Here is a 15292-nt window from a genome sequence, read left to right as displayed (position 1 = left end):
CGGACCGGACCGTACGCCCCGCTATACCCTCTGAGCACACTGCATCGCTTGCGCATCGCTCGCGCGATACAGTGTGCTCATGCGTATGTTCACCAGCTACGCCAACTCCGACGACACCGCGCTCGCCGCAGCGCTGCGCGAGATCACGCCGTCCGGCTTCTTGCTGCCCGACGCCGGGGACGATGGCCCCGCGCTGGCGATCGACGCTTCTCGTCCCCGCCAACGCATCGACGGTTTCGGCGCCTCGCTCACGCAGGCCTCGGCCGCGCTGATCCGCCGGCTGCCCATCGCCGCGCGGCATGCCGTGATGACCGATCTGTTCAGCGTCCGCCACGGCATAGGCATCTCGATGCTGCGTCAGCCGATCGGACCGTCCGACCATGTGACGCGCCCGTACCGCTTCACGCGCCGTCGCGCCGATCCGCGGCTCGGCTCCCTCGATTTCTCGCCAGAGACGCGCATGATCATGCCGTGTCTCAAGGTCGCGCAGTCGATCCGCGCATCGGGCGATCCGTCGGCCCCGCCGCTTGCGATCATCGTCTCGCCGTGGAGCGCCCCGGCATGGATGAAGACGAACCGCTCAATCCTCGGCAAACGCCCGCTTACGCGCCTGACCGGCTATCTGCGGCCGCGCATGTACGGCGCCTACGCCGAATATCTTGCGCGTTTCATCGCGCATTACCGCGACGCCGGCCTGCAGGTCTTCGGAGTCACGCCGACGAACGAACCCGACTATCCGCAGTCGCGCTGGCCGTCGATGGCGATGACGCCGGCGCAGCAGGCGCGTTTCATCGCCGACTTCCTCGCGCCCCGCCTGCGCAGGCACGGCTTGGGGGATGTGCGCATCCTGTGCTGGGACCACAATTACTCGACCGATCATTATCCCGACGGCCGATTCGTCCGCGAACTGTACGCATGGCCGCGGGCGCTGCGCGCCGTCGCCGGATCGGCATGGCACTACTACGGCGGCGCATCGCGCACGATGAGCGACATCCACCGCATCTGGCCGGACAAGGGCATCTGGGTGACCGAAGCGTCGGGCGGCGAATGGGGGCCGCGCAATTGGGACGCCGCGCTCGTGCAGACCTCGGCGCGCGTCATCGCGATGCTGAACAACTGGGCGCAGTCGGTCGTGCTGTGGAACATCGCGCTCGACGGGCGAGGAGGGCCCGACTACTACTATCTGCGCAACGACCACCGGCACTCGCAGAACCGCGGCCTGCTGACGATCGACGGGCGGACGCATACGGTCACGCGCAACGCCGACTACTACATCCTCGCGCACTGCTCGCGTTTCGTGCAGCCCGGATCCGTCGTGCTCGAGCACCGGCTGGAGCATGCCGCAGGCCTGCATGCGGCCGCGTTCCGCACGACCGACGGGTCGATCGCCGCCGTCGTCACGAACGAACATGAGTCGCCGGCGCCGCTGCGCATCGGGGCCGTGACCGTGCAGCTGCCGCCGCGCTCATTGACGACGCTCACCGATCTGCAGCTCGCCGTCCGCACGCCGTGAGGCGTCGCAGGCCGCCATTCTGTCTGCTTGGACGGTAGACTTGGTGGAATGAGTCCTGAAGCGTTAAGTGAACTTATCTACGGCATCGCCCAGCAGCTTGTTGCCGACGGCCAGGCGGGCGACCTGACCGCCGATCTGATCCCCGACGAATCCAAATTCGCGGTCATGCGTCCCAAGGACCGCGCGCACGGCGACTGGGCCTCGAACGCGGCGATGCAGCTCGCGAAGAAGGCCGGCATGAAGCCGCGCGACCTGGCCGAGCTCTTCGCCGCGCGCCTCGATGAGGCCGACGGCATCGACACCGTCGAGGTGGCGGGCCCCGGCTTCATCAACATCACGCTCGATTCGGCCTCGGCCGCGCAGATCGTCGACCAGGCGCTCGCAGAAGGCGCCGATTTCGGCCGCAACGACCATCTGAGCGGACGCACGCTCAACCTCGAATTCGTCTCCGCGAACCCGACCGGCCCGATCCACATCGGCGGCACGCGCTGGGCGGCCGTCGGCGATTCGATGGCCCGCGTGCTCGAGGCGAACGGCGCCGACGTCGTGCGCGAATACTACTTCAACGACCACGGCGAGCAGATCAACCGCTTCGCCAAGTCGCTCGTCGCGGCCGCGCATGAGGAGCCTACGCCGATCGACGGCTACAAGGGCGCCTACATCGACGAGATCGCGCGCCGCGTCATCGCCGAGGCGAACGCCGACGGCGTCGACATCCTCAACCTGCCGCGCGTCGACGGCGGCACGGACGACAACGGCGAACCGCTCGGCGAGGGTGACTCCGCACAGCGCGAGGAGTTCCGCAAGCGCGCCGTGCCGATGATGTTCGAGGAGATCCAGCAGTCGATGAGGGAGTTCCGCGTCCGCTTCGACGTCTGGTTCCATGAGAACAGCCTGTACGAGGACGGCGAGGTCGAGAAGGCGATCGACGACCTGCGCGCACGCGGCGACATCTACGAGAAGGACGGCGCCACCTGGTTCGCATCGACGAAGCACGGCGATGACAAGGACCGCGTCATCATCAAATCCGACGGCAACTACGCGTACTTCGCCGCCGACATCGCCTACTACCGCAACAAGCGCCATCGCAAGGACCATCCGGCCGACGTCGCGATCTACATGCTCGGCGCCGACCATCACGGATACATCGGTCGCATGATGGCTATGTGCGCCGCCTTCGGCGACAAGCCGGGGGAGAACATGCAGATCCTCATCGGCCAGCTCGTCAACGTCATGAAGGACGGCAAGGCCGTGCGCATGAGCAAACGCGCCGGCAACGTCGTGACGATCGACGACCTCATCGACGCGATCGGCGTGGACGCCTCGCGCTACTCGCTCGCCCGCACCGACTACAACTCGCCGGTCGACATCGACCTCAACCTGCTCGCGTCGCATTCGAACGACAACCCGGTGTACTACGTGCAGTACGCGCACGCGCGCTCCTGCAACGTCGACCGCAACGCGGCCGCCGCGAACATCACGCGCGACGGCGCCGACATGGGGCTGCTCGACACTGCGGCCGACGGCGAGGTCATCGCGATGCTCGCCCAGTGGCCGTCCGTGCTCGCCCAGGCCGGCGACCTGCGCGCGCCGCATCGCATCGCGCATTACCTCGAGGACCTCGCCGCCGCCTATCACAAGTGGTACAACGTCGAACGCGTCGTGCCGATGGCGCTCACCGAAGCCGAGGAACGCGCCGACGAGACGACCCGCGAGGCGACGCGCATCGCGAAATGCCCGGAACCTGCGCGCGCAGCCGCACGCCTGCGGCTCAACGACGCCGTGCAGACCGTCATCGCCAGCGGTCTCGACCTGCTCGGCGTCTCCGCACCGGACAAGATGTGACCCTCCGCACGCCGGCGACCACCACACGGTGGCGCCGGCGTGCCGTATATCGCACGAGACGCTGCGACGACCGCACGCGCAGCATGAGACGACACGACGAAAGGAACCGACATGGCCATCAGCCCGATCTGGCCGCAGGACACGGCGCGCGACGCCGCAGGCGAACTGACCTTCCACGGCATCACGGCGAGCGCGCTCGCCGACGAATACGGCACGCCGCTCTACGTCTACGACCTTGACGAGGTGCGCGCCCGCGCACGCCACTTCGTCAAGGCCGCCGCGCAGGCCTTCTCCACCAGCACGACGCATGTCAGCTACGCGGCGAAGGCGTTCCTGAGCAAGGAGATGGCGCGCATCGTCACCGAGGAGGGCATGTACGTGGACACCTGCACGCTCGGCGAGATGCGGATCGCGCTCGCGGCCGGCGTGCCCGGCCGCCGTCTCGTGCTGCACGGCAACAACAAGAGCGACGAGGAGATCGAGCTGGCGATCAACGAGGGCTTCTCGAAGATCGTCGTCGATTCGCCCGACGAGCCGGCGCGCATCGCCGAGATCGCCGCACGGCTCGGCAAGCGCGCGCGCGTCATGCTGCGCGTGACTTCGGGCATCCACGCCGGCGGCCATGAATTCATCTCGACGGCGCATGAGGACCAGAAGTTCGGCGTCGCGCTGCTGCCCGTCGGCGCGGACACGGCGATCGTCGACGGCATCGACGCGCTCGAGGGCGTCACGCCGGCGGCCGCGAACGCGCTGATGGAGGAGAACACGCTCGAGGAGTCCGGCGAGGAGACACGGCAGGCCGATCGTCGGCTGCGCTACGACGTGCGGTACCCCTACGATCTCAACGCGGCCGACGTGACCGAAGGCGACCGCCGGCTCGCCGCGGCGATGGAGCTCGTCGCGAACGGCCCGGCGATCGCCGTGCTGCGCGACATCGCGACCTACGACGATCTCGAACTCGTCGGCGTCCATTCGCATATCGGCTCGAACATCCATGACGCCGGCGCCTTCATCCAGGCCGGGCGCCGCATGATGCTGCTGCGCAAGACCTTCTACGCGACGAACGGCTACACGCTGCCCGAAGTCGATCTTGGCGGAGGCTATTCGGTCGCCTACACCGACGACGAGGACCGCATGGACGTGGACAGGGAGCTCGCGCGCCTCGCCGACGCCGTCGCGAAGACGAACCGTCTGCTCGGGATGCCCGCGCCGATCATCTCCTTCGAACCCGGCCGCTGGATCGTCGCCCCGGCGGGCGTCACGCTGTACACGGTCGGCGCGATCAAGACCGTGCATCTGGGGGAGGGCTTCACGGACCACGCCGGCGAGTCGATCGGCGAACGCAGCTATGTGGCTGTCGACGGCGGCATGAGCGACAACATCCGCCCGGCGCTCTACGGCGCGCAGTACACGGCGGTCCTCGCCAACCGCGTCTCCGATGAGCCGGCGCGGCTGTCGCGTGTCGTCGGCATCCATTGCGAGTCCGGCGACATCGTCGTCGACGAGGTGCGGCTCCCCGGCGACGTGCGCCGCGGTGACCTGATTGCCGTGCCGGTGACCGGAGCCTACGGCCGTACGATGGCGAGCAACTACAACATGGCGCTCTTCCCGGCCGTCGTCGGCGTAGACGCGCACGGCGCGCATCTGATGATGCGCCGCGAGAGCGTCGACGACCTGCTCTCCTACGACGTGAGCGAGTGATTCCCCGACGATTTCATATAGGGGAAGCGTGGCCGTCCCGTTCACGACTTGCCCGTACAATATGGCGCGTAGTGACCGCCGCAAAGAAAGGAACGGACAGTGGCAGAACAGAACGCACCGATTCGAGTCGGTCTGCTTGGCGCAGGAACGGTGGGCTCGCAGACCGCGCGCCTGCTCGTCGAACAGAAGGATGAGCTCGCGCAGCGCATCGGCCGTCCGATCGAGCTGTCCGGCATCGCCTGCCTCGACCCGGAAGAGGTCGACTTCCCGTGGATCGACAAGTCGCTGCTGACGAGCGACACGATGAGCGTCGTCAAGAATGCGGACATCGTCGTCGAACTCATCGGCGGCACCGGCGTCGCGCGCACCTTCGTGCTCGAGGCGATGAACAACGGCGCGTCCGTCGTCACCGCCAACAAGGCGCTGCTCGCGAAGTACGGCCCGGAGCTGTACAAGGCGGCCGAGGACAACGACGTCGACATCTACTTCGAGGCGGCCGTCGGCGGCGCGATCCCGATCGTGCGCCCGCTGCGCGAGTCGCTCGTCGGCGACCAGGTCAAGGATATGCTCGGCATCGTCAACGGCACGACGAACTACATTCTCGACGAGATGACGACGAAGGGCCTCGACTTCGACATCGCGCTCAAGGACGCGCAGGCGAAGGGCTACGCCGAAGCCGACCCGACCGGCGACATCGAAGGCCACGACGCGGCGAACAAGGCCGCGATCATGGCGACGCTCGGCTTCCACACGAACGTCGGCATCGACGACGTGACCGTCGAGGGCATCACGCACATCACGGCCGACGACATCGCCGCCGCGACCGCCGAAGGCAAGGTCGTCAAGCTGCTCGCCGTCGTCAGCAAGGACGAGCATGGCGTCTCCGCTCGCGTCTATCCGGCGCTCATCCGCAACGAGCATCCGCTCGCGTCGGTGCGCGGCTCCTTCAACGCCGTCTTCGTGCGCGCCGAATACGCCGACGATCTGATGTTCTACGGCCGCGGCGCCGGCGGCGCTCCGACCGCGTCCGCTGTCGTCGGCGACATCGTGACCGTCGCGCGCCACATCGCGTCCGGCTGCACCGGCCCGGCGATCCGCATGTACAACGACTATCCGATCGCGCCGCTGAGCACGTCGAAGGCCGCCTTCGCCGTGCGCTTCCTTATCCATGACAATCCGGGCGTCCTCGCGCAGATCTCGGCGGTCTTCGCGAAGAACGGCGTTTCGATCAACGGCGTCAACCAGGACCTCAAGCCGACGCTCAAGGATCCGGGATACGACGGCGAGATCCAGCAGCTGCGCCTCGTGACGCACATGACCGACGAGACGACGCTGCGCGCGACCGTCGCCGAGGTGTGCGAACTCGACTGCGTGACCGGCGAACCGTCGATCATCCGCGTGCTCGACTGATTCCCGGCCCGGCTTAAGACAATGGAAGGCTGGCCGCGTCAACGGACGCGACCAGCCTTCTGTGTATCATGAACGATGGTTTGCCGTCCGTGCCGTTGGCCGGGGCGGTGGTCTGCGCGTCGCATGTGGCGGCGGACTTGGAGAGACGAAGTAAGGCAGGACATATCCGATGGATCCGGTAACGCGTAAGGTGCACGTCCGTGTGCCCGCGACAAGCGCGAATCTCGGCTCCGGTTTCGACACCGTGGGGCTCGCGCTGGACTATCACGACGAACTGGAGTTCACACTGAGCTCCGATCCGCTCAACATGGCGGCCCAGGTGCTCATCGACGGCGAAGGCGAGGACACGCTGCCGCGTGACGAATCCCATCTCGTCGTCTCCACGTTCCGCCGCGCATGCTCGCGATTCGGACTGAGCAAGACCGGCTTCATCCTCGAGGCGCACAACAACATCCCGCAGGCGCGCGGCATGGGCTCGTCGGCCGAGGCGATCGTTGCCGGCATCAGCGCGGCCTACGCGTTCAGCCATGAGGGCGAACTCGACCGTGACGCGATCTTCGCGCTCGCCGCGGAGCTTGAAGGCCATCCGGACAACGTGGCGCCCGCCGTCTACGGTGGCATGACCGTGTCCTGGACCGAGGACGGTATGCGGCGCACGCTCGAGAACGGCGCCGTCATCAACGCCGGTTACCGCACCGTCAACTACATCGTCGACCCGACGATCACGACGTCGGTGTTCATCCCCGATTTCGAACTGTCGACGAGCGCGGCACGCGAGGCGCTTCCGGCGCTCGTGCCGTTCAAGGACGCCGTGTTCAACGTGTCCCGCGCGGCGCTGCTCATCGGCGCGATGAACCCGGGCGCGCTCACCGCCGCGCATGACGCCGACACGTTGCTGATGGATGCGACCGAGGACCGGCTGCACCAGCAGTACCGCGGCCCGTTGATGCGGCCTTCCGCCGACCTCATCGCGAAGCTGCGCATGAACGGCTATGCGGCGATGGTCTCCGGCGCCGGCCCCTGCGTGATCGTGCTCCATGCGGGCGACGCCGCCGGCGAGATCGACGCTGTGGCGGCCGACGAACTCGCCTCCGGCCATTGGCGCGTCCTGCATCTAGGCGTCGACACGCTCGGCGTGCAGGTGGCGCGTCTGTAATTGCGTCGAGCGCAAAAGATACGATAAAGAAGCTGATTTTACGAGACAGGCCGACGACCGCGTTCCGTGCCGTGAGGGGCGCCCGGTGTGGTACGGTCTCACCTCTCAGAGGGGAACAAACCTAGATGGCTGAAAACATTATCGAGCAGCAGGCACCCGGTGCCGTCGCCGCGAAACCGGAAAGCGACGGCATGACGCTGTCCGGCCTGTTCGGCATCATACGCAAGCACGTCATCACGATCATCGTCACCTTCGCCGTCGTGCTCGGTGCCGCGATCGGAATGACGATGATGTCCCCGGTGAAGTATTCGACGACGTCCCAGCTGTTCGCGACCTACAACGACGCTTCGGACGGCACTGCGAACTCGTCCGAGCAGAACAATGGCAGCTCGTACATCATGAGCCAGATCAAGTCGTATCCGGCGCTGACGACGACGCAGTCGGTGCTGCAGCCGGTCATCGAGGACCTCGGACTGCAGATGTCGGTCGGCCAGCTGAAGGGCGAGATCAGCGTCACCAATCCGGCCAATACCGCATTCGTCAACATCACGGTGACCGACGGCGACCCCGCACGTGCCGCCGACATCGCGAACGCCGTCGCGAAGTCGCTCAGCTCCGTCGTCGAGAACACGCTGTACGCATCCGGTTCACGTTCGTCGGTCAAGCTTTCGATTGTGCAGCCGGCTACGGCGCCGAGCTCGCCGAGCTCGCCGAAATGGAAGCTCAACATCCTCATCGGCATTGTCGGCGGACTGATTCTCGGCGTCTTCGCCGCATTGCTCAAGGATGTGCTGTCCAAGCGCGTGCAGGACGACGATGAGGTCGGCGAATACCTCGATGCGCCGATCATCGGCCGCATCCCCGAGGAGGAGCTGCTCAAGGGCACGAAGCCGGCCGTCGTCAGCGAACCGGGCAGCCCGGTCGCCGAGGACTTCCGCCGCGTGCGCACGAACCTGACCTTCATGGCGCCGGTGGACGGCACGAACTGCCGTCTCATCGTCGTCACGTCGACCGGTGCGAGCGAAGGCAAGACGACGATGTCGGTCAACGTCGCCGCCGCGCTCGCCGAGAACGGCGCGAAGGTCCTGCTCATCGACGCCGATCTGCGCCATCCGTCGGTCGCGAAGAAACTCGACCTTGACGGTTCGGCTGGCCTGACCCACGTCCTGTCCGGCCAGGCTTCGGTCAAGGACGTCGTACAGCGCTACTGGAAGCCGAACCTGCATGTCATGCCGGCCGGCCCGAAACCGCCGAACGCGTCGACGCTGCTCAACTCGCCGATCATGGAGGAGCTGCTCAACAACGCGATGGAGCAGTACGATTACGTGCTCATCGATACGGCGCCGATGGTCGTCGCGAACGACGCCGTCATCTTCGTGCGCCGTGGCGGCTCGCTGATCATGGTCTGCCGCCGCGACCAGACGCTCAAGCGCGATCTGCGCGACATCTCGGAGGAGCTCACGACGCTCGACCTGTCGACGACCGGCATCGTCTTCAACTGCGCGCGCGACTCGAAGAAGTCGCTCGAACACACCAACTATTACTATTACTATTCGAGCCGCAGCACCGACCACCGCAAGAAGCGCCGCTTCTCGCTCAAGTAACCGATTCCGATTCGTCCCGCGGATTCCTGAACCTCAAGGAATCCGCGCTTTTCATTGGGCCTAAGGAGCGCCATGTCGCACACGCACGCGCAGCCACACCGCCATCACCATCATCACCATCATCGGCGTCGCAGGATTTGGCCATGGGTCGTCGGCGTGCTGACAGTTCTCGTGCTCGCGCTCGTTGCGTGCGGCGTCGTCGGCTTCCAGCTGTTCCGTCAGGCGAAGCAGGTGCAAGCCCACGAATCGAAGGCGGTCTCGATGCTGTCGCAGCTCGCCTCCTCCGACGCCGACAAGCTCGCCGACGCCGGCGATGTGCTGCCGCAGATCGCGCAGGAGACGAAGCAGGCCTCGGCCATCGCCCATGGGGGACTATGGAACTTCGTCGCGAAGATGCCGTTCGTCGGCGACGACATCGCCACCGTCCAGGGCATGACGACGACGATCGACGGCATCGTTCAGGAATCGATGCCGCAGTTCGTCGACGTCATGAAGACGCTCAGCGAGGCGCAGATCGCCAATGGCGGCGACGGCATCAACCTGCAGCCGATCATCGCGGCGTCCGAACCGCTCGACAAGGCGAACGCATCGTTCCAGGAGCAGGTGAGCGCCTATGACGATCTCAAGGAACCAAACATCGGCATGATCCGCAACGCCTATGACGACGGTGCTGCTAAACTCAGCGTCCTTGCCGACCGCATCGACGCGTTGTCGAACGCGTTTCGCGTTCTGCCTGCGTTGCTGGGCGACGGCCAGTCACGCACCTACGCCGTCATGGCGATGACGCCCTCCGAAATGCGTTCGTCGGGCGGTCTGATTGGTTCGGTCGGTGAACTGACGACCTCGGACGGCACCGTCCATGTCGGCGAATTCCGTTCGAACGGCGATTACCTGTCCTACGGCATCGGCGACCACTCGCAGGACATGGACCGCGTGTTCACGCAGGAAGGACCGCTGCATATGTCCTTCGACATCCGCGATCTGGCCGTGTTCCCGAATACCGCCGATTCGGCCGTCGCGATGCGTTCGATCTGGGACCGCACGCCGTGGGGGAAGGAACAGCCGCTCGACGGCGTCATCATGGTCGATCCGCTGTTCCTGCAGCAACTCATCGCGATCAACGGCGACGTGACGCTGCCCGACGGCACCGTGCTCACCGGCGACAACACCGCCGAGTTCCTGATGAACACCGTCTACCAGAAGTATCCGGAGAACGAGACCGATGCGTTGTTCGGCGTCGTCGCGAACCAGGCGATGGAGTCGATGTTCTCCGATATGAGCATCGGCAAGCTGTACCGGACCGGCGAGATGATGGGCACGATGGCGAAAGGACGCCATTTCACGATGTACGCCTTCGACGAGCAGATCGAGCAGGACATCGTCGCCGCAGGATTCACCGGCCAGACCCCGAACAGCGAGACTGACCCGTCCGTCGGCATCTACCTGACCGAGCAGAACCCGTCGAAGATGGGCTGGTACATCAAGCGCGAGGCGAAGATCCAGCGGGTGAACTGCGATGACGGCGACCTTTACCATGTGGAGTTCACGATCCGCAACACGATGACCGAGGACGAGGCGAAGACATTGCCGATGTACATCACCGGCAACAACAAGGCCAACACCGGCAAGGCGATGGAGAAGATCCTGTTCTACGCGCCCGAAGGCGGCTCGATCACCAATCTGATGCAGCTCGGCGGCAAGGTCGACGCCGCACAGGAGACGACGATCGACGGCGTCAAGGCCTATCAGGCCTACGTGCAGATCAATCCGGGGCAGCTCGCAACCTACACCTTCGATGTGCGCGTCTCGAAGAAGGCGACGGCGCCGCTGACAATCGACCAGACGCCGATGGGCTGGGCCGACGACGGCGTCACCTATCTCGCGCCGAAATGCGAGGCGAAGTAAACGATTCCGACGGACGGGACACCGAAGGCGTCGGCGGCAGAGTGATATGCCGCCGACGCCTTCGGCGTGTCGGAGGGACGTGTTTCCGCATTGCCGTAGCGGGGCGGCTGTGCCCGGGAACTTAATCGGTTAAGTCGTTGGGGGATGGGCGAATCAACCGCATATGTCGAATGGTATCGTTCAATATGCAGATGACAGCGTTTGCTATATGAAAGCATCGTGTTGGTTCTGCGGAAGTTTTTGCATATAATAGACGGCATGCGAACGGTTGCACAATGATTGTGCCGACTGAAGTGTCTGTTCGCTCAGAGAACATGCCTTATGTTCGCGGCGGACAGACATGTGCAGTGCCATCCGGCTATGCGAACGGGTGGTCATAAGGAAAGAAAGCACCTTATTCTAGAGAAGAAAAGGAGACAGTGGTATGGTTCCTCTGTCTGAGACCGGGCAGCAGCTCGGGAAGACCAAGCGCTCGGGAGGGCGCGGCCTCATCGCCAAGGCGGTGGCCAGCGTCTCGGCGCTCGCGACGCTCGCCGGCGGCATGGCCCTCGGCATGGTCACCGCTCCGGCGGCGTCCGCGGCGAACGCGCCGACGACGAGCTACGATCGCACGCTCGGCAACGCGCAGTTCGAAGCGGCCCGCGAATCCTACGGCCTGTCCAAGGAGATGGATTACGGCGCGATCCTGCATGCGTGGATGTGGTCGGCGAATACGATCAAGGCTCATATGGAGGAGATCGCGAACGCCGGCTACACCTCGATCCAGACGGTGCCGATGAGTACAATCAAGGGGCCGGAACATGGCGGCGTGTTCACTGAGAACTGGTATTACGTGTACCAGCCGTCCGGCACCGGCATCGGCAACAAGGTCATTGGCACCGAGGCCGAGATCAAGGCGATGACCGAAGAGGCTCACAAGCACGGCATTCGCATCATTGCCGACGCCGTCATCAACCACTTCACCGCCGACTGGAACGCGGTTGAATCCAGCTGGAAGGATTCCAACAACTTCCATCCTGATTGGGGTATTTGCGGCGCTTCCGATGAGTACAGCATTCGTGGCGATGCAATCAATTACGACAACCGTTGGCAGGTCACGCAGTGCCATCTGCTCAGCCTGCTCGATCTGAACACCCAGAGCCAGACCGTCGCCGATCGCATGAAGGACTATCTGACGCGTGCGGTCGCGGATGGTGTGGATGGTTTCCGTTATGATGCGGCGAAGCACATCGAGCTCCCGAATGAATTCGCGCAGTATTCGCCGTATTATGACACGATCCTGCCGAATGGCGCGCAGTACCAGTACGGCGAGGTCCTGCAGGGCGATCAGGGCCTGAACGCCCCGGCGTATCCGGCCCTGTTCGACAAGTATTCGACGAACGGCGGCGGCAACACGGCGTCCAACTATGGCAACACGATCCGTGCCGCACTGCAGGACAAGAACATCAACTCCGGTCGTCTCGGCAGCCTGCAGGGCACCGGTGTGAACGACAACCAGCTCGTCACATGGGTCGAATCGCATGACACCTATGCGAACACGAACGAGTATTCGTCCCAGTTGACGGCATGGCAGATCCGCATGGGCTGGGGCATCGTCGCCTCCCGTGCCGGCGGCGCGCCGCTGTTCTTCAACCGTCCGCAGGGTTCGGGCGGCAACAATCCCCGATTCGCAGAGATCTCGTCGCTTGGCGATGCTGGCGATGACGAGTGGAAGCATCCCGAGGTCGTCGCGGTCAACAAGTTCCGCAATGCGATGGAAGGCAACGCCGAATATCTGCGCAACTGCAACGGCAACAACAACTGCCTGATGATCGAGCGTTACAAGACCGACGGCAACAGCAACAATGACGGCGTGACCGTCGTGAACATGGACGGCGACAAGAACCTCGCCGGTATGGACACGATGCTTGACGACGGCGAATACGTCGATCAGGTGTATGGTAACAAGCTCACCGTCTCCGGCAAGAAGATCACCTCCGGTTCGGTCAACAGCGGCAAGATCCACGTATTCTACAACGCGTCGAACACGCCGCGCGCCTCGCTCGCCGCGACCGGCGCGAAGTCCTTCAAGACCGACACGACGCAGGTGACGCTCACCGCGCGCAACGTCAACAACGCGCGCTACAGCACCACCGAAGGCGACGCCGGCTCGTTCACCGACGGCCAGACGATCACGATCGGTGCGAAGAGCCCTGTGAACACGCAGATCACCGTCACGCTGACCGGTACTGATCAGGACGGCAAGTCGCTGACCGTGACCGAGACCTTCACGAAGAAGGATCCGAACGCGGTCGTCTCCTACACGGCTTACGCGAAGAAGCCGGTGGCATGGGACAAGATCTACGCCTATGTGTATGTGGACAACAACGCCGCTGCGGGCTCCGTCATCGAGAACGCCGCTTGGCCCGGCGTGCTGATGACGGCCGAATCCGGCGCCTGCGACGGCACCGCCGATCAGGTCTACGAGATTCCGGAGGACATCATCGACAAGGCCGGTGACGATCCGATCCGCGTCATCTTCAACAACGGCGGTGCCGGCGAGATCCCGGGCAACAAGTTCCCCGCTGACTCCGCGGTCACCGATCCGGACGACCATGTGGACGCCGCGGGCCTGCTCATCGACGGCTCCTACGTCTGGGACGGCAACGTCACGAGCGGCAAGTGGGAGGAAGCCTCCTGCCTCGCCGTGACCGTTGACTCCGTCACGATCAGCCCGGCGGGCACGGTCAACATCGACCTCGCCGACGGGGGCACCGCTCAGCTGACCGCCACCGTGGCACCGGCCGCGGCCGCCGGCAAGCCGGTCCAGTGGACCTCGTCGGACGAGCGCGTCGCCGTCGTCAAGAACGGCGTCGTGCAGGGCGTCGCCAAGGGCACAGCGACGATCACCGCCTCCGTCGGCGGCAAGTCGGACACCGTGACCGTCAACGTCACCGGTGAGGCGCCGGTCGTCCACGACACGACCGTCTACTATCCGGCCTCCAAGTTCGGCGCGAACTCCACCTATCTGCACTACCGTGTGAACAAGGGCGGCGCGGCCGGCACCTGGACGACCGTTCCGGGCGTCAAGATGGAGGCGGCCTGCGACGGCTACGTCAAGTACACGATCGCCGGCACCGAAGGCGACGAGGTCGAGTTCGTGTTCACCAACGGCTCGGGCACTTGGGACAACAACGGCGAGAAGAACTACAAGGCCAGCGGCGCGAACATCGTCGTTGAGAACGGTACGATCGGCTCGGTCGCTCCGTGCGTGACCGTGGTCCCCGTCACGTCGGTGTCGATTGCGGGCGGCGACTTCGAGCTCAAGGAGGGTGCATCGAAGCAGCTGTCGGCGACGGTGGCTCCGGCGAACGCGACGGATCGTGCGGTCTCGTGGAAGTCGTCGGATGCGTCGGTGGCGACGGTGGATGCCTCGGGTAACGTGACGGCGGTCAAGGCCGGCACGGCGACGATCACGGCGACGGCTGGCGGCAAGTCGACGACGGTCAACGTGACGGTGACCCCGGAGATCGTCGACATCCCGGTGCAGTCGGTTGCGATTTCGGGTACCGGTGTGGCGAACGGCAAGGCGTCGATCAACGTCGGCGCGGGCCTGAACCTCAACGCCGCCATCACCCCGTCGAACGCCACCGATCAGAACGTGACGTGGATCTCCTCCGATGATTCGATCGCGACCGTCTCCTCGACGGGCGCCGTCCGTGGCGTCAAGGTCGGCATGGCCGTCATCATGGCGACCGTCGGCGGTAAGTCCGCCTCCATCATCGTGACGGTCGAGGACGCCGGCCCGGCGCTGCAGTCGATCCAGATCACTGGCTCCGGCGTGTCGAGCAACAAGCTGACGCTGGCACAGAACAACTCGGTGCAGTTGTCGGTGACGGCGACGCCTGCCAACGCCCAGATCGGTGCCGTGACGTGGGATTCGTCGGATACGGCGGTTGCGACGGTTGATGGCAATGGCAAGGTCACGGCGAAGGCCGAAGGCATGGCCGTCATCACGGCTACGGCCGGCGACAAGCATTCCTCGATTGTGCTGACGGTGTCGAAGAACGGTTCGTCGTCTGATCGGTTCTCGGATGTGCCGGCTGGTGTGGCGTTCCATGATGAGATCGAGTGGCTGGCGGCTGTGGGTGTCACGAATGGGTATTCGGATGGTCGTTT

At 64.9% G+C, this 15292-nt stretch carries 8 protein-coding genes; all 8 read left to right on the top strand.

Features of this window, described 5'->3' with window-relative positions; genetic code table 11:
* The first annotated feature begins 79 nt into the window (after positions 1-79).
* Positions 80-1513, top strand: a complete 1434-nt coding sequence (locus D2E22_RS08785) for a glycoside hydrolase family 30 protein (RefSeq protein WP_126032741.1) — start codon at positions 80-82, stop codon at positions 1511-1513.
* Between the two features lie 48 nt (positions 1514-1561).
* A complete protein-coding gene (gene argS / locus D2E22_RS08780) occupies positions 1562-3358 on the top strand; it encodes an arginine--tRNA ligase (RefSeq protein ID WP_126032740.1) in 1797 nt (598 codons plus the stop codon).
* Between the two features lie 111 nt (positions 3359-3469).
* On the top strand, positions 3470-5059 hold the full coding sequence (locus tag D2E22_RS08775; RefSeq protein WP_126032739.1) for a diaminopimelate decarboxylase family protein: 1590 nt from the start codon (positions 3470-3472) through the stop codon (positions 5057-5059).
* A 99-nt stretch (positions 5060-5158) separates the two neighbouring features.
* Positions 5159-6469: a homoserine dehydrogenase gene (locus D2E22_RS08770; RefSeq protein WP_126032738.1), complete on the top strand. Its 1311-nt coding sequence runs from the start codon at positions 5159-5161 to the stop codon at positions 6467-6469.
* 169 nt (positions 6470-6638) lie between these two features.
* A complete protein-coding gene (gene thrB, locus D2E22_RS08765; RefSeq protein WP_126032737.1) occupies positions 6639-7625 on the top strand; it encodes a homoserine kinase in 987 nt (328 codons plus the stop codon).
* Positions 7626-7750: 125 nt separating this feature from the next.
* Positions 7751-9229 carry a tyrosine-protein kinase domain-containing protein gene (locus D2E22_RS08760; RefSeq protein WP_126032736.1) on the top strand — a complete coding sequence of 493 codons (1479 nt, stop codon included), beginning with the start codon at positions 7751-7753 and terminating at the stop codon, positions 9227-9229.
* A 72-nt stretch (positions 9230-9301) separates the two neighbouring features.
* Positions 9302-11134, top strand: coding sequence for a DUF4012 domain-containing protein (locus D2E22_RS08755; RefSeq protein WP_126032735.1), 1833 nt, complete (start codon positions 9302-9304; stop codon positions 11132-11134).
* A gap of 424 nt (positions 11135-11558) precedes the next feature.
* A partial coding sequence (locus tag D2E22_RS08750; RefSeq protein ID WP_126032734.1) for an Ig-like domain-containing protein occupies positions 11559-15292 on the top strand: 3734 nt, incomplete at its 3' end.

Source organism: Bifidobacterium castoris (assembly GCF_003952025.1).
GTDB lineage: Bacteria > Actinomycetota > Actinomycetes > Actinomycetales > Bifidobacteriaceae > Bifidobacterium > Bifidobacterium castoris.
This window is presented reverse-complemented; position numbering and strand designations above follow the sequence as displayed.

Coding starts and splice junctions, on each gene's coding strand:
- D2E22_RS08785 (WP_126032741.1), top strand. CDS start 80: ATGCGTATGTTCACCAGCTACGCCAACTCCGACGACACCGCGCTCGCC.
- argS (WP_126032740.1), top strand. CDS start 1,562: ATGAGTCCTGAAGCGTTAAGTGAACTTATCTACGGCATCGCCCAGCAG.
- D2E22_RS08775 (WP_126032739.1), top strand. CDS start 3,470: ATGGCCATCAGCCCGATCTGGCCGCAGGACACGGCGCGCGACGCCGCA.
- thrB (WP_126032737.1), top strand. CDS start 6,639: ATGGATCCGGTAACGCGTAAGGTGCACGTCCGTGTGCCCGCGACAAGC.
- D2E22_RS08760 (WP_126032736.1), top strand. CDS start 7,751: ATGGCTGAAAACATTATCGAGCAGCAGGCACCCGGTGCCGTCGCCGCG.
- D2E22_RS08755 (WP_126032735.1), top strand. CDS start 9,302: ATGTCGCACACGCACGCGCAGCCACACCGCCATCACCATCATCACCAT.